This is a genomic window from Pontibacter sp. GD13, assembly GCF_058216355.1.
Genome location: NZ_JBYZMQ010000005.1, coordinates 71762 through 94872 on the forward strand (window position 1 = coordinate 71762; position 23111 = coordinate 94872).

Annotated in this window: 18 protein-coding genes; 6 read left to right on the plus strand and 12 right to left on the minus strand. The window is 51.4% G+C overall.

Features of this window, described 5'->3' with window-relative positions; all coding sequences use genetic code 11:
- Positions 1–24 precede the first annotated feature (24 nt).
- The 5 genes from obgE to AC4BAN_RS09130 form a co-directional block, all read right to left on the minus strand.
- On the minus strand, positions 25–1017 hold the full coding sequence (obgE, locus tag AC4BAN_RS09110; RefSeq protein ID WP_490564088.1) for a GTPase ObgE: 993 nt from the start codon (positions 1015–1017) through the stop codon (positions 25–27).
- 21 nt (positions 1018–1038) lie between these two features.
- Positions 1039–1635: an adenylate kinase gene (locus AC4BAN_RS09115; protein ID WP_490564089.1), complete on the minus strand. Its 597-nt coding sequence runs from the start codon at positions 1633–1635 to the stop codon at positions 1039–1041.
- 126 nt (positions 1636–1761) lie between these two features.
- A complete protein-coding gene (gene hpt, locus AC4BAN_RS09120) occupies positions 1762–2304 on the minus strand; it encodes a hypoxanthine phosphoribosyltransferase (RefSeq protein ID WP_490564090.1) in 543 nt (180 codons plus the stop codon).
- 93 nt (positions 2305–2397) lie between these two features.
- Positions 2398–4662, minus strand: a complete 2265-nt coding sequence (locus AC4BAN_RS09125) for a sodium-translocating pyrophosphatase (RefSeq protein ID WP_490564091.1) — start codon at positions 4660–4662, stop codon at positions 2398–2400.
- Between the two features lie 257 nt (positions 4663–4919).
- On the minus strand, positions 4920–5834 hold the full coding sequence (locus AC4BAN_RS09130) for a M20/M25/M40 family metallo-hydrolase (protein WP_490564092.1): 915 nt from the start codon (positions 5832–5834) through the stop codon (positions 4920–4922).
- Between the two features lie 111 nt (positions 5835–5945).
- Here AC4BAN_RS09130 and AC4BAN_RS09135 point away from each other — a divergent pair, with 111 nt between their 5' ends.
- Positions 5946–7187: a tetratricopeptide repeat protein gene (locus AC4BAN_RS09135; protein WP_490564093.1), complete on the plus strand. Its 1242-nt coding sequence runs from the start codon at positions 5946–5948 to the stop codon at positions 7185–7187.
- Here the strand turns inward: AC4BAN_RS09135 and AC4BAN_RS09140 are convergent.
- Genes AC4BAN_RS09140 through AC4BAN_RS09150 form a run of 3 tightly spaced genes read right to left on the minus strand, consistent with a single transcriptional unit; the run spans position 7184 to position 10639 of the window.
- Positions 7184–8248, minus strand: coding sequence for a glycosyltransferase family 4 protein (locus tag AC4BAN_RS09140; protein WP_490564094.1), 1065 nt, complete (start codon positions 8246–8248; stop codon positions 7184–7186). The two genes, AC4BAN_RS09135 and AC4BAN_RS09140, sit on opposite strands and share 4 nt — an antisense overlap.
- Positions 8245–9450 (minus strand): glycosyltransferase, encoded by a 1206-nt coding sequence (locus tag AC4BAN_RS09145; protein ID WP_490564095.1) that lies wholly within the window; start codon positions 9448–9450, stop codon positions 8245–8247. Before AC4BAN_RS09145 ends, AC4BAN_RS09140 begins: the two co-directional genes overlap by 4 nt.
- The gene (locus AC4BAN_RS09150) at positions 9443–10639 is read right to left on the minus strand and encodes a glycosyltransferase family 4 protein (protein ID WP_490564230.1); all 1197 of its coding nucleotides are present in this window, start codon (positions 10637–10639) and stop codon (positions 9443–9445) included. Before AC4BAN_RS09150 ends, AC4BAN_RS09145 begins: the two co-directional genes overlap by 8 nt.
- A gap of 59 nt (positions 10640–10698) precedes the next feature.
- Between AC4BAN_RS09150 and AC4BAN_RS09155 the strand changes: the two genes are divergently transcribed.
- Positions 10699–11943: a polysialyltransferase family glycosyltransferase gene (locus AC4BAN_RS09155; RefSeq protein WP_490564096.1), complete on the plus strand. Its 1245-nt coding sequence runs from the start codon at positions 10699–10701 to the stop codon at positions 11941–11943.
- 39 nt (positions 11944–11982) lie between these two features.
- On the opposite strand, the gene AC4BAN_RS09160 is transcribed toward AC4BAN_RS09155, so the two are convergent.
- From AC4BAN_RS09160 to asnB, 3 genes are all read right to left on the minus strand, one after another.
- Positions 11983–12945: a UDP-glucuronic acid decarboxylase family protein gene (locus AC4BAN_RS09160; protein WP_490564097.1), complete on the minus strand. Its 963-nt coding sequence runs from the start codon at positions 12943–12945 to the stop codon at positions 11983–11985.
- Positions 12945–14297, minus strand: a complete 1353-nt coding sequence (locus tag AC4BAN_RS09165; protein WP_490564098.1) for a UDP-glucose dehydrogenase family protein — start codon at positions 14295–14297, stop codon at positions 12945–12947. The genes AC4BAN_RS09160 and AC4BAN_RS09165 overlap by 1 nt, the downstream gene beginning before the upstream one ends.
- Before the next feature lie 84 nt (positions 14298–14381).
- Complete coding sequence (gene asnB, locus AC4BAN_RS09170) at positions 14382–16286, minus strand: asparagine synthase (glutamine-hydrolyzing) (protein ID WP_490564099.1); 1905 nt, start codon at positions 16284–16286, stop codon at positions 14382–14384.
- A 156-nt stretch (positions 16287–16442) separates the two neighbouring features.
- On the opposite strand from asnB, the gene AC4BAN_RS09175 reads away from it, so the two are divergent.
- A complete protein-coding gene (locus AC4BAN_RS09175; RefSeq protein WP_490564100.1) occupies positions 16443–17342 on the plus strand; it encodes an alpha/beta fold hydrolase in 900 nt (299 codons plus the stop codon).
- 38 nt (positions 17343–17380) lie between these two features.
- Positions 17381–17647, plus strand: a complete 267-nt coding sequence (locus AC4BAN_RS09180) for a hypothetical protein (protein WP_490564101.1) — start codon at positions 17381–17383, stop codon at positions 17645–17647.
- Between the two features lie 61 nt (positions 17648–17708).
- Here AC4BAN_RS09180 and AC4BAN_RS09185 read toward each other — a convergent pair whose 3' ends face one another.
- On the minus strand, positions 17709–19112 hold the full coding sequence (locus AC4BAN_RS09185; protein ID WP_490564102.1) for an FAD-binding oxidoreductase: 1404 nt from the start codon (positions 19110–19112) through the stop codon (positions 17709–17711).
- A gap of 74 nt (positions 19113–19186) precedes the next feature.
- On the opposite strand from AC4BAN_RS09185, the gene AC4BAN_RS09190 reads away from it, so the two are divergent.
- Together AC4BAN_RS09190 and AC4BAN_RS09195 are read left to right on the plus strand one after the other, a co-directional pair.
- Entirely contained in the window at positions 19187–19846 is a 660-nt protein-coding gene (locus AC4BAN_RS09190) for a C40 family peptidase (RefSeq protein WP_490564103.1), read from the plus strand.
- Between the two features lie 98 nt (positions 19847–19944).
- Positions 19945–23061 (plus strand): TonB-dependent receptor, encoded by a 3117-nt coding sequence (locus tag AC4BAN_RS09195; protein WP_490564104.1) that lies wholly within the window; start codon positions 19945–19947, stop codon positions 23059–23061.
- Positions 23062–23111: the final 50 nt, after the last annotated feature.

Consider the following 23111-nt stretch of genomic DNA (forward strand, 5'->3'; position numbering starts at 1 on the left):
TAAACTATAACCTTTGGGCTGTGCTTAGTTGTTAAGCGCCTCCCAAATCATATCTTTCAATTGGGGGATGTTTTTGCCTGTGATACTGGAAATAAAAACCGTAGGCAAACCATCGGGCAGCGTTTTCCGCATCTCCTCCTCCAGTTCCTCATCCAGCATATCGGACTTGGTAACGGCTAGCAGGCGTTTTTTGTCCAGCAACTCCGGGTTGAAGGTCTTTAATTCGTTAAGCAGTACGCTATACTCCTCTGCAATATCTGCACTCTCACAAGAAACCATAAAAAGCAGTATGGAGTTCCGTTCTATGTGCCGCAGAAAGCGTAAGCCCAAGCCTTTCCCCTCTGATGCCCCTTCAATGATACCCGGAATATCAGCCATCACGAATGATTTATAGTCGCGGTAGGCCACTACTCCCAGGTTCGGGGCTAAAGTGGTAAAGGCGTAGTTGGCGATTTTAGGCTTTGCCGCCGATACCACCGAAAGCAAAGTAGATTTTCCGGCGTTCGGGAAACCAACCAGGCCAACGTCAGCCAGCAGCTTCAGTTCCAGTATCACCCACTCGTCTACCCCATCCTCACCTGGCTGGGCATAGCGCGGTGTCTGGTTAGTAGGAGACTTAAAGTGGGCATTGCCTAGTCCGCCCCGTCCGCCCGGCGTCAGGATTATCTCCTGGCCGTCTTCGGTTATTTCGCACATTAGCTCGCCGGTCTCAGCGTTTCTGGCAATAGTGCCCAGGGGCACTTCCAGTATCTCATCTTTACCCTGCGCGCCAGAGGAGTGGTTAGAACCACCGTTAAGCCCGTTATCGGCAATAATGTGCTTGCGATACTGCAAGTGTAGCAGGGTCCAGAGTTGGGAGTTGCCTCTTAGTATGATGTGCCCGCCACGGCCGCCGTCGCCCCCATCAGGACCTCCTTTAGCTGTTAGCTTATCCCGGTGCAGGTGCGCAGAACCTGCACCCCCGTGCCCGGAACGGGCATTTATTTTAACGTAGTCAATAAAGTTACTTTGAGCCAAATCGGGTAAGCGTAAATGTGCTTATTTTTTTGTGTCTTGTTTTTCCTTTAAAGCGTCTATCTGCTGACAAAGCGCCTTAAAAATATCTTCTATCTCACCGATGCCTTCTACTGCACAGTACTTGCTCTGCCCGGCGTAATAATCCGCTACCGGGCGCGTTTTGGAGTTGTATTCCTGCACGCGCTTCCGGATCAACTCTTCATTCTGGTCGTCCGGACGGCCAGAGGTCTTGCCACGGAGCAACAGGCGCTTGGTTAGCTCCTCGTCGTCTACGCGCAAAGCGATCATACAGGAAATCTCGGTGCCATTCTCGTGCAGCAGCTTGTCAAGCCCCTGTGCCTGGGGCACGGTGCGCGGAAAACCATCGAATATAAAGCCCGCTGCGTGCCTGTGTTCCTTCACTTTGTTTTCGATCATGCCGATCACAACCTCATCCGGCACCAATATACCATTGTCCATCAGCTTTTTAGCTTCCAGACCAAGTTCGGTTCCAGCAGCAATCTCAGAACGCAATAAATCACCCGTGGACAGGTGGATCAGGTTGTATTTATCTATCAGTTTTTGACTCTGGGTGCCCTTTCCGGCTCCTGGAGGACCAAACAAAACGATGTTAAGCATATCTTCTAGCTAAATAAAAAGCAAATGTAAGTATAATTATTGATGTACTTTTAATTTTTTGGACCCCGCAGGCATTTGATCATGCTGATCTTGAAGCCCTGCTAACGGAGGAAGCACCCGAAAGGGTTACGACACAATTTTATAAATATCCCTCAAGTTGCGGCCTAAGCCATTATAATCCAATCCATACCCCACTACAAAATCGTTCGGAATAGTCCGGGCTACATACTTCACATCCAGGGGATGCTGCAGGCAATCCGGCTTCATAAGCAAGGTAGCTACCTCTACAGATGCCGGGCTGTTCTCCTTTAGTCGCTGCAACAGTCCGTGCACCGTGTGCCCGGTGTCTACAATATCCTCCAGCACCACCACATGCCGGTTATGCACATCCTCTGTCAGCCCCAGCACTTCCTTTACCTTACCGGTGCTGCGCATATCATGGTAAGAGGAAAGTCGGATAAAGGCAATTTCGCATGGTATGTTGAGTCGCTTAAGCAGGTCGGAGGCAAACATGAAGGATCCATTCAGCACGGCAAGAAACAGGGGTTTCTTATGCGCATAGTCACGGTCAATTTGCTCTGCCAGCATGTTAATGCGAGCAATGATTTCTTCTTCGGTAATGTAGGAGCTGAACTCGCAGTCGTGCAGTTGGATGGTACGGAGATACATAGCGTTCTGTTTGGTGCCTACACAAAGGTAGGTTAAAATAAAAAATAAGCCCAACACAATGGTTGGGCTTAGCTCATTTTAAAGGATTTAATTCTATTTCTGCAGTGCAATGCGCCCCGGCACAACCGTGTTCGCTGCAACTGTCTCGGCTATGGTGGCCTCTGGTGACAACGGTTGCTCACTTAGGTTGATTTTTTCTATTTCGAAGGGCGCCTCAGGAATAGCCGGCACGCGATCCAAAGCAATGTGCGGCGCAATGACCAACGACACAATGGACATCAGCTTGATCAGGATGTTCATGGAAGGTCCGGAGGTGTCTTTGAAAGGATCTCCTACCGTATCGCCGGTCACGGATGCCTTGTGGGGCTCTGAACCTTTGTATTCCATCACCCCATTGATCATCACCCCTTTTTCGAAAGACTTTTTGGCGTTATCCCAGGCACCGCCGGCGTTGGACTGGAACATGGCCATCAGCACACCCGACACGGTAACGCCTGCCAGTACGCCCCCCAGGATCTCGGCAGAGGAAGTATCGGCAAAAACATTTCTAAACCCGAAGCCTATGATCAAGGGAACCACCAGGGCAATAGCGCCCGGCAGCATCATCTCGCGGATAGCTGCTTTGGTGGAGATCGCTACGCATTTCTCATACTCTGGCTGGCCGGTGCCTTCCATAATGCCAGGTATTTCGCGGAACTGGCGGCGCACTTCGTGCACCATGGCCATAGCGGCCCGGCCCACAGCCGCAATGGCAAGGGCCGAGAAGACAAACGGGATCATGGCACCGATGAACAGTCCCGCCAATACAGGGGCCTTGTAAAGATCTATACTTTCGATGCCTGCAATACCCACGAATGCGGCGAAAAGCGCTAAAGATGTAAGCGCGGCAGAGGCAATGGCAAAGCCCTTTCCCGTTGCGGCAGTTGTGTTGCCCACCGCATCGAGGATATCCGTGCGCCCACGCACTTCTTTCGGCAGCTCACTCATTTCGGCAATACCGCCGGCATTATCGGCTATAGGCCCGAAGGCATCAATAGCTAATTGCATGGCCGTGGTCGCCATCATACCTGCGGCGGCAATGGCTACGCCATATAAACCTGCGGCGGTGTATGAAAACACAATACCAGCCGCCAGCACAATGATCGGCATTACGGTAGAGTGCATGCCCACTGCCAGGCCGGCGATAATGTTGGTTGCATGCCCCGTAGAGGACTGCTGCACGATGGAGTTTACCGGCTTTTTACCCATGGCAGTATAATACTCCGTGATAATGCTCATTAACGTGCCTACCACCAGGCCCACGATCACGGCCATAAACACCCCATTGTTTGTAAAATCGAAGTTACGCAACACCAGTTTTTCAGGCAGCAACCAGTGAATTACAAAGTAGGCGGCAACGGCCGTTAGTATAACCGATATCCAGTTTCCACGGTTTAGTGCGGCCTGTACGTTACCCTCCTCGCTCACTCTCACAAACAACATTCCGATCAGGGAGAACACGATACCGAGGCCTGCGATCAGCATGGGAAGTATGATGGGAGCAAGACCTCCGAAATTGTCAATGGATACCACTTCGCGGCCCAGCACCATGGTGGCAAGAATAGTGGCCACGTAAGAGCCGAACAGGTCTGCTCCCATGCCTGCCACGTCACCCACGTTGTCGCCCACGTTATCGGCAATGGTTGCCGGGTTGCGCGGATCATCTTCCGGGATGCCTGCCTCCACCTTTCCTACCAGGTCGGCTCCTACGTCGGCGGCCTTTGTATAGATTCCGCCGCCCACGCGGGCAAAAAGGGCGATACTTTCAGCTCCCAGCGAAAAGCCTGTTAACACTTCCAGAGCGGTTTCCATCTCTACGCTGTTCACGGCCGCGCCTGTGCTGTGCACGAAGAAATAATAGAAGAATATGAACAAGGAGCCCAGTCCTAAAACGGCCAGCCCCGCCACGCCCATACCCATTACAGAACCTCCTGCAAAGGACACCCTTAAAGCTTTGGAAAGGCTGGTGCGGGCGGCCTCAGCGGTGCGCACATTCGCTTTGGTGGCAATGCGCATACCCATAAAGCCTGCCAGTGAGGACAAAAAGGCCCCGATGATAAAGGCTCCCACAATAAGCGGATGTGATTTCTCGCCGGTTACACCCAGGTAAAACAGGAAAACGGACGCGATGATTACAAAATAGGCGAGTACCTTATATTCGGCTTTCAAAAATGCCATGGCGCCGTCGGCGATGTGGCGCGCAATGCTGCTCATGCGCTCGTTGCCAGCTGGTTGCTTGACCACCCAGGCGGCCCTTATCCAGGTGTAGACCAGGGCTGCCAGTCCAAATGCAGGAATTGCGTAAAGAATCGGTTCCATTCAGTTAATTTAAGGTTAGATGATGTTGGTATATAGCTATTAAAGAAAGTGGTTTCTATAGACTTTTCCAAATATAGACCCGCTTTCATTTCTTAAAACGAGTCGCTTCTGCCGTCCAGGTCCGGAGAGCAGTGCCCGGCCACCGCTTAAGCCTTTATTAAAAGCCCTCTGAATGCCTGAGAGGCGCATGAACCAACAGAAAGGGCCGGCTTCTAAGAAAACCGGCCCCTGGCAATTCTGTAACAAGTCTGATGCGCCTATAACTTCTCCATCAGCACTTTGTAGAGCGCTACCATACTTTCGATGTCTTTCTTGTGCACGATCTCATCAGGCGTATGCACATTGTCCTCGGGTGCTCCTACAAAGCACCAGTCCCAGGGCTCTGCACTGCGCTGCAACTCTTTGGCGTCGCTGCCGCCGGAGCCTTCCACCTCCAGTTGAAAAGGGATGCCGGACGCTTGCGCGATCTCTATTATCTTTTGCACGTATGCCCGCCGAGGAATAAGGCTATCGCGCATCGATATAGCTACCCCTTTGCCCGGCTGCACCCCTTCTGTTACCCAGGTTATATCAGATATGAGCGCCTGCTTTACGCCAAAGTTTTCGTAAATGAACTTCGCCAGGTAAGCCACGGAACCGCCGCCGTGCTCCTCCCAGCAACTAAAGGCGATGATGCCATTCTCGAGGGTTTCTGCCACCTGCAACGCGCTCCAAACCCCCAGGCGGTTATCCAGGTAACAGCTTTGTACGGTAGAATCTGTCTCCCTGAAATCACTTTTAAAAACCAACTCGGTGCCGCGCTCAATGTCACGTTCAAAGGCATATTGTAACTCCCCGTCCTCTTCATCATATTTTAGCGTGCACTCAATCTCACCTTGCGCATCCGCCCCTACCAGCTTGTATCCTTTTTCCGCTACCGGGCCCCCGATTTTCACCAGTTGTTTGCCGTAGCGCACGGTAAAGCCGATGGAGTCCATGTGTGCGAAGATGGCCGTGCGCGGCTTGCCGAATACCAGCAAAATACAATCCTGCAACCTTTCGCCAAATAGCACGACAGGTTCTGTTTTCCACTGAACTTTATGCTTTTCGATATAGTTTAGCAGGAACTCGGACAGGTTTTTTTCGTTGCCGGACGGGGCATGTATTTTGCAAAGCTGCTCTAGAAGTCTCATAGGTAAATTTACTGTTTTGGAATTCAAATTTAATTTAATTGTTGTACTTTTAGTACGTACGGCCTTTCTTTAGGCTTTACCGCACACAGACACTGAAACTTTACCATCTTCATGAGGAAGCTTTTATCCACCATCTTCACGCTTAGCCTAGCAACCCTGTCAGTAGTAGCGCAAGCTCCCACTGATACCACTGCCATGCGACAGGTCACAATCGAGTCTATCGAGGTTTTACCTGAGGCAGTGAAGGTGAAGGGCATGCTGCTGCTGAACAAAGAGGTGCAGTATGAGCTGGAGGGTGCGGTGGACAATATGTACAATTTCAAGTATGAGCGAGCCGAGAAGCAGTTCAAATCGCTGCGCCGCCGCTACCCCAACCACCCTCTGCCTTATTTCCTGATGGGCCTGAGCCAGTGGTGGAAGATCGTGCCTACCAACATCCAGACCCTGGAGTACGATAATCTTTTCTTCGCCTACATGGATTCTACCATTCAGAAGGCTGAGAAAATGTATGACTCGGATGAGAAGGATGTGGAAGCCGCATTTTTCCTGGCCGCCGCCTATGGTTTTACCGCCAGGCTGCATTCTGAGCGCAGCAACTGGCGCAAGGCGACTGTGGCCAGTAAACGCTCGCTGGAATACCTGGAGCGTGCCAAAGCCGGAAACGGTCTTAGCCCGGAGTTTCTGTTCGGGGAGGCTCTCTTCAACTATTACGCCGTCTGGATACACGAGAACTACTCCATGCTGCGCCCCGTGCTCGCTTTCTTCCCGGATGGCGACAAGCGACTGGGCCTGAAACAATTGCGCTACGTCTCCAACTCAGGCTTCTATACCGGCACCGAGTCTAAGTTCTTCCTCATGAAAATCTACGCCAACGAGGAAGGCAACATGAACGAGGCGCTTAAACTATCGCAGGACCTGGCCCTGAAGTATCCGGACAATGCCTACTTCCAGCGCTTTTATGCCCGCTTGTTGTTTGTGCAGGGGCACTTTACGCGGGCTGAGCGCATTTCGGAAGAGATTCTGGAGAAGTTAGCGCAGCAGATGCCCGGTTACGAAGCCGTAAGCGGACGCTATGCCTCCTATATTCTGGCGTATATCAACCAAAACAAATACCACGATTTCGAAAAAGCGAAAAAGTACTACCAGGATGCGATCATGTATGCGGAGATAAGCAACGAACGCGAGTCGGGCTACTTTGTAAACTCGTACCTGAACCTGGCCCGGATGGCAAGTCAGCAGAAAGACAAAACCACCGCCAAGCGTTATTACAGCATAGTTTTGCAAACCAGCGAGAAGAAATCGGCCAGTTACAAAGAGGCTAAGAAATACCTGAAGGATAACAAGAAAAGCTAAGAAAATAAGCTCAGGAAGGTACGCTCGTGGTTTTTTGACGCATACTTTTCGGCTACCCATCCCCGTCCGGCGGCCCCAAGTTCCATTCTAAGGGCTGTGCTGGTTAACAAATGCTCCAGGGTATCGTACCATTCCTGCTCCGTGGTGCAGGTGTACCCCGTTTTACCGTGTGGCACAGCCTCTACATTGGCTCCCACCGCCGACACAACTGCCGGGATCCCCAGCGCCATATACTGTAGTGCCTTAAACGCGCATTTTCCTTTCGCCCATTCAGTATCCGGCAAAGGCATTACCCCAATGTTGAACTGCAGCAGGTCTTCGATCTCGGCTTCCTTCTTCCAGGGCACGAAAACAAGAGAACGCAACGCAAGTTGCGGGGCTTTATCGGCGATGACCATAAAATCGAAGTCATACTTTGCTTCCAGCCTTTGCAGCACGGGCTCCAACATTTTCAGATAAGGGAGTGTGGAGTGGGAGCCGGTCCAGCCGATGACCACCCGCGTTGTGTGCTGCTCTTTCAGTTGCCTGTAACCTGTCTGTAGGTCTACGGTGCTGGGCAAGCTGACAACATGGGTGTTAAACTGCGCTGCATAGCCTGCTAAGAACGTATTGCCCGCGCTTACCTTAAAGGCCCATCGACAGATGGCTGCGGTTTTATGGTGCCACTTATACCTGGCGGCCGCCTTGTTCTCTTCCGATGTATTCTGAAGCCAGATCGCATCATCAAAGTCGAAGATCAGTTTGTTGCGGAGCACCTTGGCGGCTATACACTCAAACCAGGGCGGCCCCAGCGGCGTGGCTTCACGGTGAATGAAAATATAGTCATATTTAGGTAATTGCGCCAGCAAGGCAATCCTGTTTAGAAAACCCCTTGCCAAACCAAGCGCTTTCCTGAGCATGTTTCCGGGCGTGTACAAGATGGCCCAGGTTTCAGTATCCCAGAAGGGGGCTAACCGGTATGCCAGTCCATGGCTGTGCAGCAAGGGCAGAAACTGCTCTACCCTAAACCGCTGTGAAGCGGCTTTACCTGTGGGGTAGGGCGTTACAAAAAGCACCCTCATGAGGCAGCCTCCTGCTCGTTACCAAAAAAATGAACAAAGGCCTCTTTTATCCTTTCGGGCGATCTATACTTTAAAGCGAATGCAGGAATCTGCTGCCTATGGCGCGGATCCTCGATAGTTTTCAGTACCTTATCTATTGCACGCTCTACACTGCCATCCTCCAGTAGGTTAAACAGTGCTCCTCCCCCTTCCCGCTTAATGATATCACTGTCATCCCCTATTCCTTCGGTTAGCAGCACAGGCAAGCCGTTTGCCCAATATTCGCCTACTTTAATCGGGGATAAATATTTTTTGGAAGGCCCGGGCTTATAGGTGGCGAAGGCAAAATCAGCGGCAGAGAGGTATTCCGGCACTTGATGATGAGGCACAGACTTGATCAATACCTTGGAAGTAGCTATACCTTGTATTTTCAGTTGGTGTAGGATTTCTTGCTTTGGCTGCGGGGAAAGGATGAGCAGTCGGAAATCCGGCAGAAGGCTGAAACATTTTTTGTAGATCCCGAAGGCTTCCCCTTTGTAATAAAGGTCGCCGAATTTGCCCACGTAGATGCCGATGGTCGCGTGCTGCCATCCCAATTGCTGGCGTATTTTTTCCCTTTGGTGCGCATTGAAGCCGAAAACACCTGCCTCTACAGGGCAAGGAAGCATAAAAACTCTTTCCTCCGCCACGCCTTGCTGCAGTAAAATGGTTTTATAAGTATCCGTCACGGGCATCAGTCCTGTGGCATGTTCAATTTGCTGTTTCTCCCAACGCTTCTGAAACCTATACTTCAGGCCATACTTCTTCCATACTTCTGATTCGAGCATGTAGTCGGCGTGCGGCTCAAAAAGGCTCACATAAAAGGGTAATTCAAGTTTTTGACATACTTTAAAAGCCAGGGCTCCTGCCGGGCTGCCATGAGCCAATACCGTATTCAACTCGTGCTTTTGGATTAGGCGCGCCAGTAAACCGGGAAATATAATAAAATCGCTGATTTTGGAAAGATAACCAAGGCCCAGCCTAAGCGGGAAAACAGGATGATGCTCTACTTTGGAGAACTGTTTTAGATGCTGCCGAGGCGCTATACCTCGCTCTATTGTAACCAGGAGCACCCTGTGAACATCTGCACGGCTTTGCAGGGCCTGCAGCAAAGGCAACACTGTAGCTGTCGTTAAGCCATCGTCCAGGCCCCAGTAGCAGATAAAAAGGACTGCCTTACCCATGCTTGTTTGGTGCTGCGATTGAAATTACCTGCAGCAGTTCTGCCATGTGCCGCTTAAAAGAGAATTTCTGCTCCAGTCTTTTCGCCACGGCACCGAAGTCTATTAAAGGAGAGGCCCGGTTTTGGTAGATGGTGCGAAGCTGCTGCAGGCAGGCAGTCTCGTTGCCGGCCTCAAACATGAAGCCTGTAACACCCTGTTCCACCACCTCCTTCAGCCCCCCCGCATCAGAAGTTAACACCACACAGTTCTGTTGCAGGGCCTCTAAGACAATCAGTGGCAACCCTTCAACCACCGATGGCACAACAACCAGGTCGCTTTGCCCCATCAGCAGCAGTATTTCGCGGTTTGGCACCTCGCCCCTTGTCGAGACGAAGGGCTGCAACCCATGCCGGATAATCTCCTGCCTGAGCTGTTCCACCTGACTGCCATGTCCTGCTATGGTCACCTGGATTTGCCCCGGACTCAGCTGTTCAGCTGCTATAAATGCTTTTAAGGGCTCCAAGAACCAGACCTGCCCTTTGGCTATCTCTACTCTGCCGGGCAGCAATATGGTGTAGGGTTTTGCTGCACCAGGAATCCGGTATGTGGCTGGTTTTTGTGGGCATGTAGGCAGGGCGTTGTAAAGTACTTTACTGTTCGGTAGCTGAGTCAGATGCGCCTGTATATCCCTTTCCACTGCTTCGGATACAAAGATATGCCCATCGTCGAAGCGCCTGGAAAGCCATTTGTTTAATGTATGAATCCTTTTCCGACGCCAGGTGTTTACCGGAAACTCTGCATACTGTGTGATGTGAAAATAATGCCATAGTTTTACCTGCTTGTGTTTCCCTGCGCTTAGCAGCTTGGCCAGCCTCATGACAAAATGCGTGTAAGGTGCATGGGCCAGTATAATTCTGGCTTTGCTTCTTTTAAGATAGTTGCTTACCTGATAGGCCGCAGAAAAAGAGGCCTTCAAAGATTTAACAGATAAATATGCATCAGGCTGAAGCAGTTCCACAACATCCTGTGGTTGCAGCAGGGGAGCAAACGCTGCTAACACGGCCCTGTCCGCAGTGGTCAGAACAAGCAGGCTGACCGGATATCCTTTTTCCAAGAGTGCATCGATTTGTAAAAGCACCTGTTTAGAGATACCTTCATATGAAATGGCAGGTACGGCAAAAACGATTCTTAAATCCGGACTGTCGATCACTTTCAATTTTCTTTAACAGAAACAGGCACTAAATATACTTATAATCTACTTAGCATCAGATGCACCGCAAGCCTAAAATACTGTTTATTGGTGATTACAACAGAGAAGACTATGTTCGGCTATTAGAGGCGGCCAAAGGCCATTGTAAGTTTTTCTTCCTGTTTTATACTTCGCCCAGCGAAGAGCGGAGCGCTTTTTATAAAGCCTATGGCAAGGCAATCTACTGGAAGGACTTTACGAACGCACAGCTGTTACTGCATGAGTTATCTCCTGACAAGGTTGTTTTCCTGTACATTGAATCCTATAACCATGTGGCCCTGAACCTGGCCTGCAAAGAGCTTTTTATACCTACTTATTTGCTGGAGCATGGCCTGCGGGCCGATTATGTGCTCGGGTTTGACCCTTCGGTAAGCCCTGGCACAGAAAATACCCTTAAAAACAGGGTGGCTTATTACCTCATGCTTGCACGCGACTTTACCGCACGTGTCAAGTCCCGGCGGTTTCTGACAAACAGTTTGAAACAGCTCTCTCCTGAAAACGGCGCTTTTTTACGGGACTTCATCCAGGTCAGAAGCCGGCACAACTACCTGGGTACTTTTAGGGCTATAAATTCTCAGAAGCGCCTGGCAGATCATTACATCGGGTTCAGCCCTAAAATCTATGAATGCTTCAGGCAGCACGAGGCGCCGTATTTTGGTGATAGTGCCAGTTTTATCGGTATCCCCTACTTTGACGGGCTGGCCCTGCTACCGGCGGCGCCACAAACCAAAAGTATACTTTTTATTGATCAGCCCCTGGCCGAGCAGGGTTTGCTGCAATGGAATAGCAAGTATAAAACTGAATTTGCCTCTGCACTCGCAAATATCTGCCAAAAGCATCAGTACAGGCTGTATGTAAAGCCGCATCCAAGGCAAGAGGTTAGTGTGTGGCAAAAATTAAAAGCACGAAAGCTTTGCCAGCTCCTGAATGACAAGCAACTGGCAGCGCATGCACCCGGCGCCCAGGTAGTGATGGGGTTTTACTCCACCTACCTCATGCCTTTCGCGGCTTATGCCCACACCACCGTGCTCACTTTAGAGAACCACCCTGCTGGTAAATTAAACGTCTCTAAGCCTTTTATAGACGCTGGCGTAGCACAACCTGTGTATGAGCTGGAAGAGTTGAACACCATCTTACCGCACATTGAAGAATTTCACCAGCAGCAGCTGCCCCATAAAGCGAAATTTACAGCAGAGTGGATGTATAAATTTGACGGGAAGGCCGGGGAAAGGCTGCGGGACATTTTGCTAAGCGATACGCCATAAAACAGAAGAGGCTGCACGTGCAGCCTCTTCTGTTTTATACTAAGCTTCCTGACCGGCAGGAAGTATGATTTTCTCCCGGAAGTACTCCAATGTTTTCTGTAAGCCCTCCGCACGATCCACCTTCGGCTCCCAGCCCAATATTTCCTGGGCTTTGGTGATGTCCGGCTGACGCTGCTGCGGGTCGTCTTTTGGCAGGGGCTGGTACTCCACCTTCAGCTCCACGCCCGTAAGCTTGCTGATCTCCTCGGCAAACTCCTTGATGGTGATCTCCGAGGGGTTGCCCACGTTCACCGGCATCGGGTAGTCGCTGAAAAGAAGGCGGTAAATGCCCTCCACCAGATCATCCACGTAGCAGAAGGAGCGCGTCTGGCTGCCGTCGCCGAAGATGCTCAGGGGCTCGCCCCGGAGCGCCTGGCTCAGGAAGGCAGGCAGCACACGGCCATCGTTCAGGCGCATGCGCGGACCGTAAGTGTTGAAGATACGCACAATGCGCGTCTCCAGGCCGTGGTGCATGTGGTAGGCCATGGTCATGGCCTCCTGGAAGCGCTTGGCCTCATCATAGCAGCCTCTCGGGCCCACCGGGTTTACATTACCCCAGTAGTCCTCCTGCTGCGGGTGCACCAGCGGGTCGCCGTAAACTTCCGAAGTGGAGGCGATGAGCATGCGGGCGTTCTTGGCCTTGGCCAGGCCCAGCAGGTTGTGCGTGCCCAGCGAGCCCACCTTCAGCGTCTGGATCGGGATCTTGAGGTAGTCAATCGGGCTGGCGGGCGAGGCGAAATGCAGGATATAGTCCAGGTCGCCGGCCACGTGCACGAACTTGGACACATCGTGGTGGTAGAACTCGAAATTCTCCAGTTTGAACAGGTGCTCGATGTTATCGAGGCTGCCCGTGATCAGGTTATCCATCGCAATGACGTGATAACCCTCTTTAATAAACCTGTCGCACAGGTGGGAGCCCAGAAAACCGGCGCCCCCCGTGATAAGTACTCTTTTAGCTGCCATTAAACTGTCTCTTTTTCCTGCTGTACCTTTTGGTTAATGCCGATGCCGTAATACACAAAGCCTTTTTCCTGCATGTCGGCGGCATCGTAGATGTTCCTTCCGTCGAAGAGCACCTTGTCTTTCATCAGCTTGCTTACCACGTTAAAGTTAGGGGAGCGGAACTCCGGCCACTCCGTCACCAGCAGCAGGGCATCGGCGTCGATCAGGGCCTCGTACTCGTCCTTGCCATACTCGATGGTGTCGCCGAGCGTGTGCCGGGCCTCTTTCATGGCCACCGGGTCGTAGGCGCGCACTTTGGCGCCCCGCGCCAGCAGCTTCTCTATGATCACCAGTGAGGGCGCCTCCCGCATGTCGTCGGTCTTGGGCTTAAAGGAAAGTCCCCAGAGGGCGAAGGTCTTACCGGTCAGGTCGCCGTTGAAGTGCTTCTCGATCTTGTTGAATAGCACGGATTTCTGGTTGTCGTTCACCTGCTCCACAGACTTGAGCACCTTCATCTCGTAGCCGTTGTCCTCGGCGGTCTTGATCAGGGCTTTCACGTCTTTGGGGAAGCAGGAGCCGCCGTAGCCGATGCCCGGGTAGATGAACTTGTTGCCGATGCGGGCGTCGGAGCCAATACCCTTGCGCACCATGTTCACATCGGCGCCCATGATCTCGCACAGGTTGGCAATGTCGTTCATGAAGCTGATCTTGGTGGCCAGCATGGAGTTGGCCGCGTACTTGGTCATCTCAGCCGAAGGGATGTCCATGAAGATGAGCGGGTGGCCGTTCATCAGGAAAGGCTTGTAGAGCTTGGTCATCACGCTCTCGGCCTTCTCAGAGGCCACGCCCACCACAATGCGGTCCGGCTTCAGGAAGTCCTCAATGGCGGCGCCCTCCTTGAGGAACTCGGGGTTAGAGGCCACGTCGAACGGGATGTCCACGCCTCGGGCTTCCAACTCCTCCTCAATGGCGCGGCGCACCTTCTGGGCGGTGCCCACGGGCACGGTGCTCTTGGTTACCACCACCATGTAATCGGTCATGTTGCGGCCAATGCTCTTGGCTACCGCCAGCACGTGGCGCAGGTCCGCCGAGCCGTCCTCGCCGGGAGGGGTTCCCACGGCGATGAACACGGCCTCGCAGCCGCACCCTTGGATACTGCAGGGCAGGTCGTTGGTGAAGGTCAGGCGCTCCTTTTGCGTGTTGCGGGCCACCATCTCCTCCAAACCTGGCTCATAAATGGGCAGAACACCCTGCTTCAGGTTCTCAATTTTCTTTACGTCAATATCGATACAGGTAACGTCGATGCCCACCTCCGCAAAGCAGGTGCCCGTTACCAAGCCCACATATCCCGTACCAACTACAGCTATTCTCATAGGTTATACATTTGGGTAAGACTACAAATTTATGTTTTTATCTCAAAAAAAGGCAATAAATTATTTAAACTAACGAATTAAGGGTCAGGCTATGTATTTCTGCCACCAGTATTGAAAAACGACCAAACTCCATATTTTCAGGTGTGCAGTGGCATGGTGTCCTTGCTGCAGGCTGTGCTTTAAGTTTCGTACTGCTACCAAATCAAATATTCCCTGCTTGTGTATAAAGTCATCTGCCAGCAGCTCATTCACCAGGCTGCCCCCCTGCTGCCTTAAAAAAGCGTTTAGCGGGATCTCAAAGCCCTGCTTCCCTCTTTTCATAAGTTCAGGTGGCAAAACACTATTAAACGTATCCAGTAAAATTCGTTTGCGTTTTTCGCCTTCTAACTTAGCAGCAGCAGGCAGCGAGAAAGCGAATTTCACAAGCCTGTGATCGAGGAACGGGCTGCGAATCTCCAATCCGTTTGCCATACCCATTAAGTCAATTTTTGGCAGCATGTCATTGGCCAGTACAAGACCCCAATCGGCACAAAGTACGCTGTTCAGCGTATATGGTTCTCTTTCCAGGCAATATAAATGACGACTTTTGCGGGCGCGGTATAATCTGTTGGCTGCCGCACTTCTGATCTCAGGATTCAGGAGCGTCAGCGCCTCCTCTTCTTTCTGCCACGTTGCCCAGAACCAATAACGCTCCTGAACAGGCTGGCTGGCTCCTTCGGCGAAGCGCTGTAGTTGTCTTACTTTGTTTGCAGTAAAAGAGTTTCTCGATTTTGGCAGCACATCCCACAAAAATTTCAACTGTTTTACTGTGTTTACGCTTGCCCCACCCGCTACGGCCTTGTATTCAGCCAGGTACTTATTATACCCTGCAAAAAGCTCATCGGCCCCGTCGCCTGAAAGCACCACTTTGAGCGCTTTGCCCACCTGTTTGCTTAACGCATACACAGCCAGCGCCGACGAATCTGCGAAAGGCTCGCTCAGGCCGTCGAGCATGCCGAACAGGTTGTCGTACAGGTCCTGGCCGGAGAGCAGCACTTCGGTATGGCTGGTGTTATACTTATTGGCCACCAGGCGTGCAAAACTGGTTTCATCGAAATATGGCTGCCCCGGAAACCCGACTGAAAAGGTTTTCAGGTTCTCTACCTTGCGCGATGCCAGCGCCACCACAATAGAGGAGTCGATGCCGCCGCTCAGGAAAGCTCCTACCGGCACATCTGCCACCATCCTGTCCGTTACGGCCTGATCGAGCAGTTGCGCCAGCTTGATCTGCTGCTGTTTGTAAGGCAGGGGGTTTTGTTCTGCTTTTTCGGTGTCGAAAGGCAGTCTGTACCAGGCCGTGTGGTGTACCTTGCCGTTCTTAACATAGAGTGCATGACCGGGCATCAGCTTTTTAACCCCTTTTAGCATGCTTGCCGGCGCCGGCACGTAGGTAAGTTGCAGGTACTGGTACAGCGAAGTATAATCTACTTCACGTGGAACGCCCAACTCCATTAAAGCGCCTAACTCCGACCCAAACACAAACTTATCAGCGTCCTTGTAGTAAAGCAGCGGCTTTTCGCCAAACCTGTCACGCGCCAGAAACAGGCTCTCGTCCAGGGCGTCGTAAATGGCCAGTGCGAAGAAGCCGCGCAGCTTCTTCATAAAATCCTGCCCCTCCCGCTTGTAAAGCGCCAGCACTACCTCTGTATCGGAGTCTGTTTTAAAACTCGCCCCTTTCGCCTGGAGGTCCTCCCGGAGCTTGCGGTAATTGAATATCTCGCCGTTGAGCACGATGGTATAGCGGCCTTGTTCGTCAGAAAGCGGCTGATCTGAGCTGGCGGAGAGTGAAATAATGGCCAGCCTGCGGTGTGCCAGGCCGACAGCGCCATGCCGGAAGAGCCCTGCCGCATCCTGACCCCGGTGCTGTAACGCACTGGAGGCCACCTGCAAGCGCTCTAAGGCTTCTGCGCCTTTCTCTGTAAAAGCAAATACTCCTGTTAATCCACACATAGCTACAGGTAAAGGTAAGCTTTCTGATTTTACTGTTGGCATGAAGCAAACCTTCAACGCCTAAATTTAACCTTAGGTCAGCCTTATTTTAGGCAGATTAAACAACCTGCCGCCTATTTAAAAGTATATCTTAATTCAGACACACCCTAATTTCCTATGAAACCAGCATGGTTGGATACCAAGGAGTATCCTTTTAAATCGCACTATCTAGAACTTGAGGTCGGGAAAATGCATTACATTGATGAGGGCAAGGGTGCGCCCATCGTCATGATCCATGGCACTCCCTCCTGGTCCTTCCTATACCGCAACTTAATCAAGATCCTGAGCAAGAAGTACCGTTGCATTGCCCTGGACCTGATCGGCTTTGGCCTTTCGGATAAACCGGACAACTTCAGCTATAAGCCCCGCGCGCACGCCGCGAACTTCGAGAAGCTTATGGAGCACCTGCAGTTAAAGGATATTACGCTGTTGGTACATGACTTTGGCGCCCCGATCGGTTTTGCCTACGCGATAAAGCACCCTGAGAACGTGCGCCGGATCGCCATGATAAATTCATGGACCTGGTCGCTTTCCAAGCATCAGTCGTTTACCAAAACAAGCAAATACCTGGTGGGCCCGCTGGGCAAGTTTCTGCACTCAAAGCTTAACGTGTCGGCACGGAGGCTTGTAAATGAGCTGTTCGGGGATAAGGCCAACGTGCCTGAGCCCATTAAGCAGCATTATATCCAAGCCCTGGGCAGCCCGGAGCAACGCGTTCGTAAACTGACTTGTGCCCGGGAGCTAGTGGGTGTGTCGAAATGGTATGAGGAACTCTGGCAGCAACGCAAGAAGATACAGGATATCCCCACGCTTATACTTTGGGGAGAGCGAGACAAGCTGATCAAAATTGACGCTTTGCAACGCTGGAAAAAATTTTTCCACGAATGCTACGTCATTCATTTTGAGGATGGCGGCCATTTCTTGCAAGAGGACAACGCCGAGGAGGTGGCTCATTACGTAAGCAATTTTATTAAAGAAGAGCAGAAAAAGCACCAGCCAGAAGCAGTAACCGTTTAAAGTAACACACATAATTTAAATCGCCATTTACCTTAATTATGAAAACAGAAAAGACCTATAAAGAGGCCATCCTACGCGCGCACCAATCGTCTGAAGAAGAACCCCAGAACCAGGAGGAACTGTTAGCCCTTAAAAGAAAGCTGGAAACTAAACCAGACCCTGCTGCAGAAGCGACGGCAGCACTGAGTGAGTCACCTAAAAACCTGATGAGGAGCTGGCAAAACCTAAGAAGCCTGGACCAGCGCCTGGCTGAAAACAAGCACCACGACAGCACGGATGAGAGTGCCAGCCCTGGCAAGGAATGAAGCCCGCTCACATAACACGCCTTAAACAGAGAGACCCTACTTTTTGCAGGGTCTCTCTGTTTTAAAAAATTTTACCGGGGTTAAGTATTCCGTGCGGGTCGAACAGGTTTTTAATACCGCGCATCAGGCGCAGCTGCACCTCATTCAGCGCAATATGTATGTAGGGTTTCTGCACCAGCCCGATGCCGTGCTCACCCGAAATGGTGCCGCCTAACGCTACACACAGCTCAAATATCTCTTTTATACCTTCGGGTAGTTTATACTGCCAATCGTCGTCGCTCATGCTGCCTTTTACAATATTTATGTGCAGGTTTCCATCCCCGGCGTGGCCGTAGCAAACTGACCGGAAGTTATACTTTTCACCGATAGCCTTCACGCCTTTCAGCAGGACTGGCAACTCGGCACGCGGCACCACCGTGTCCTCCTCTTTGTAAACAGAGTTGCTCTTAACAGCATGCCCCACGTTGCGGCGCAAATGCCATAGGTCGGCTTTCTGCTTTTCAGTGTCGGCTACCAGTATTTCTCCTACCTCAAACTGCTCCAGCACCTCATAAACCTGCTCGGCATCCTGGTACAGCAGGTCCATGTCCTTGCCATCGAGCTCAATGAGCAGGTGCGCCCGAATATCGGCAGGAATAGTTACAGGCAGGTTCAGGTACTTACTGGTCCACTCGATGGCGTCGCGCTCCATAAATTCCATGGCAGAGGGCACAATGCCGGCCATAAAGATGCGGGATACGGCGGCGCAGGCCTCCTCCTCTTTGCGGAAAGGCACCAGCATGACCAGGCTCTGGGGTGGGTACGGGATTAGTTTGAAAACTATTTTCGTGATCACGCCCAGCGTGCCCTCGCTTCCGATCATGAGTTGGGTCAGGTTATAGCCTGTGGCATTTTTCAGCACATTGGCCCCTGTCCAGGTTATCTCGCCGGAGGGCAGCACCACCTCCATATTTAACACATAGTCTTTGGTTACGCCATACTTCACGGCACGCGGCCCGCCACTCGACTCACTTAAGTTGCCCCCCAAAAAGCAACTTCCGCGGCTGGAGGGGTCGGGGGGGTAAAACAAGCCCCTGGCAATAACCGTTTCCTGAAACACTTGGGTAATGACTCCCGGCTCTACAGTAGCCTGCAGGTTACGCTCATCAATCTGCAGTATAGCGTTGAGGCGCTCTGTAGACAGCACAACCCCTTTGTGCACGGGCAATGCACCACCGCTCAAGCCCGTGCCGGCCCCACGGGGCGTTACAGGTATAAAATTTTGATGGCAGTATTTTAAAATAAGGCTTATTTCGGAAGCGTTAGCAGGTTTAACCACCAGTTCCGGTTCGTACCGCAGGTCTTCGGTCTCATCGTGGCTATAAGGCAGCATATCGTCAGATGCCGCTGGCAGCAATACATGCGCTGGCCCCACGATAGCGGTAAGCGCTTCTATCATCTGGGTGGTAACGGAGTTAAATTTCATTTTTAAAAAGGATAGCTAATGTGTAAATTAGCAAGTAGTTATATTTTAATACTCTTACCAGGCTAAAATACGCTTTGAGAACACTATTTACTACTTCCGCCCTATTTATCTTTTTCCTGCTGATCATGGCTTCCTGCCAGTCTTCACAATCCGTTTTCAGCCAGCGCGGCGAAGAATACCGCTCTGCCCGCGAAATTGCAGAGGCCAAGCGGGAGGAGCGCAAGGCCAGGCGCCTGGCACGACGCAACGGAGACAAAGGCAGCACCATGGCCTCTAAAAACAAACGATCCCACATTCCGCGGCATCTAGACAAGCAGATTGAGGTGGTTGTTAAAACAGCGCGCTCTTACACCGGTACTCCCTACCGCTGGGGCGGCACTACCCGCATTGGCATGGACTGCTCCGGTTTGCTCTGCACCTCCTTCCAAAGTATAGACGTGATCTTGCCCCGCACCTCCAACGAACAAAGCCGCTACGGCTCCGAAGTAAAGCTTAAAAACATTCGCGAAGGAGATTTAGTTTTCTTTGGGGCCAACAAGAACAGCAATGACATTACGCATGTGGGCATGGTAACGGAAGTGGTGAGCGATAATGAGGTGAAATTTATCCATGCCTCCACTTCTTTGGGTGTTATTGAAAACAATCTATTCTCCGATTATTACCAGCGCATTTTTATCAAGGTGGTGAGGCCCCAAAACTTTCTAGGGAACCATACTTTTTCTTTAGTAGACTAAGCAACTTCTATTTTTTACATTTTCATAATATTAAATAGTCAGAACATACGTACTTAATTGCTAGTAAACAGATTGTCAATCAACTAGTTATAAGTACTATGAAACTTCTCTACACATTTTTATTCCTGTGCCTGTCGATTTTGTATCCTCTACAAGACGTGCTGGCACAAGGCACAACAACGGCTGCTCTGAGTGGGACAGTTAAAGACCAGAGTGGCGCTGCTTTGCCTGGAGCCACCGTCATTGCCATCCATACGCCCACCAATGCGCAATATGTGGCCAACACCAACACCGACGGCTATTATAACATCCAAAACATGCGGGTTGGCGGGCCTTACACTGTTACCACCTCCTATATCGGGTATCAGGAGCAACGCGTGGAGGGAGTCAGCCTCGCACTGGGGCAGACTGCCCGCGTCGATTTTGCCCTGACAGAGAGCACACGCCAATTAGGTGAGGTGGAGATTACAGGCGAACGCAACGATATTTTTAACCAGGACCGGACCGGTGCCGCCACCAACGTATCGCGCGAACAACTGGAGAAACTCCCCACCCTTAGCAGAAGCCTCCAGGATTTCACCAGGCTTACCCCCCAGGCATCGGGCAATTCCATAGCAGGCTCTAATAACCGTTACAACAACATTACCATTGATGGTGCCGTGAACAACGATGTGTTCGGATTATCGGGCAGCGGTACCCCGGGGGGACAGGCAGGTACGCAGCCCATTTCGCTGGATGCCATTCAGGAGATACAGGTAGTGGTAGCCCCATACGATGTGAAGTTGGGCAATTTTACCGGAGGGGGCATAAACGCTGTAACCCGTTCAGGGTCTAACAAATTTACCGGCTCGGTGTATGGCTTTGGCCGCAACCAGGATATTATCGGCAAGGCCGTGGAGGGCCCGCGGGTAAAAGCCGACGACTTTAAGAATTACCAGTATGGTGTGAGAGTTGGCGGCCCTGTGATGAAGGACAAGGTCTTTTTCTTTTTTAACTATGACGCCACCCGGATCACAGAACCTGTTCGTTTTGCCCCAGGCTCAGCCGAGTCCACTATTCCGCTGGATGTTACCCAGGACCTGGCTAACTTTGTGCAAAACACTTACGGGTACGATGTTGGCTCCTTTGGGGCAATAGACCGGAACACGGAGAGCGATAAAATTTTTGGACGTCTGGACTGGAACATCTCCAATAATCATCAGCTTACCCTGCGCCACAACTACGTAACGGCTTTTGATGATAATATTTCCAGGAGCAGTAGTTTCATCCGGTTCGGCAATAACGCTTACAGGTTTAACAGCAAAACGAACAGCTCGGTTCTGGAGTTAAACAGCCGCATTTCCAACGAATTTTCTAATAACCTGATCGTCGGGTATACCACCATCCGGGAAAGCCGCGACACGGAGGGGCAGTTTTTCCCGCAAATTACCATCAGCGATCCTGTCGGCACCTTTGAGTTTGGCTCGCAGCGTTCCTCTACAGCCAACGAGCTGGACCAGGACATCTTCGAGTTCACCGATAACTTCACCTATCTGCTGGGCAGGAACAACTTTACCATTGGTACCCACAACGAGTTCTTCAGCTTCCGAAACCTGTTCATCAACAATTTCAACGGCCGCTATGAGTACCGCAGCCTGCAGGATTTCTTTAACGACATGCCGAACCGGGTGCGCGCCACCTACTCCCTTACCGAAAACCCAAGGCCGGCAGCCGAGTTCGATGCCATTCAGCTAGGTTTTTATGTACAGGACGAGTACACGGCTTCCGAGATGTTGAAGTTGACGTTGGGGGTACGACTGGATATCCCTGTTTTCCCGGACAAACCAGCAGAAAACGCAAAGTTTGAGAACGACTTCCAGAGCATTTATCCGGGGCTGGAGACAGACCGCGCCCCTAGTGGCCAGTTGCTTTGGGCCCCCCGCTTCGGCTTCAACTTTACGCCTACCGACGACCGCGTTTTCCAGATCAGAGGTGGTACCGGTATTTTCACGGGCCGCGTGCCATTTGTATGGCTCTCAAACCAGTTTATTAACACAGGCACCGTGCTTGGCACAATAGACAGGAGGAGCCCGGCCGGGTTTGTTGAGGATGTGAGTGACCTGATAGACCCAAGCCTGCCTCAGACATTTGAGGTGAACGTGATCAAGGATGATTTTAAGATTCCCCAGGTATGGCGCAGCAACCTTGCCTTCGACTATACGCTGCCCTACGAGGTGTTTGTGACATTGGAGGGAATCTACTCTAAAACTTTAAACGATGTGGTGTACCAGGACCTTAACCTGGCGGCGCCAGCAGGCACATTGCCTGGCCCGGATAACAGGCAGGTGTTCCCATCTAACCGCCGGATTAATTCTGATTACACCAACGTGGTTTTGTTGGATAACACAGACAAAGGCTACCGTTACAGTTTAACCGGGCAGCTGCGCAAAGATTTTGAGAACGGTATCCAGACTTCTGCGGCCTATACCTACGGCAAGGCCAAAGACGTGAACAGCGGCACGAGCTCTACTGCCCTGTCTAACTTTGAGTTTAACCAGATTGTAAACAACCCCAATAACCCTGCGTTGGCTTTCTCGAGGTTCGATGTGCGCCATCGAATTATCGGCACGGGTGGCTACACCTTTAATTTCGGAGAAAACGTGGCCACCGGCATCTCACTTTTCTACCAGGGCCAGTCAGGGCTTCCGTTTACCTACTTGTATAGCGGCGACCTGAACCGCGACGGAAACTTTGGAAACGACCTACTTTATGTGCCGCGCACCCAAAGTGAGATAAATTTGGTTCCGATCACAAACAGAGCCGGGGAAGTAACAGCAACTGTTGACCAGCAATGGCAGGCCCTTGATGCGTTTATTGCCAACGATGCCTATCTGAATGACCGACGGGGCCAGTATGCCGAACGTAACGGTGCCCGCATGCCATGGACACACCAGTTCGATGTGCGCTTGTTGCAGGACTTTTACATTAACGCTGGGGAAAACAAACATACGCTACAGATCACCTTTGATGTGTTTAACGTGGGTAATTTGCTGAACAAAGATTGGGGAAGGCAGTACTTTGTGAGTAACAGCGCCAACGAGCTCATCCGTTTCGAACGATTTGATGCAAACGGAAATCCTACTTTTACCTTTAACCCTAACAATCGCGCCTACAACATCGCCCAGTTCGACTCCAGGTGGCAGGGGCAGTTGGGTATCAGGTACATTTTTAATTAGCGGATTGAACAGCGACACCATGAAGGCTATAAAGCAAAAGCGCCTCCCGG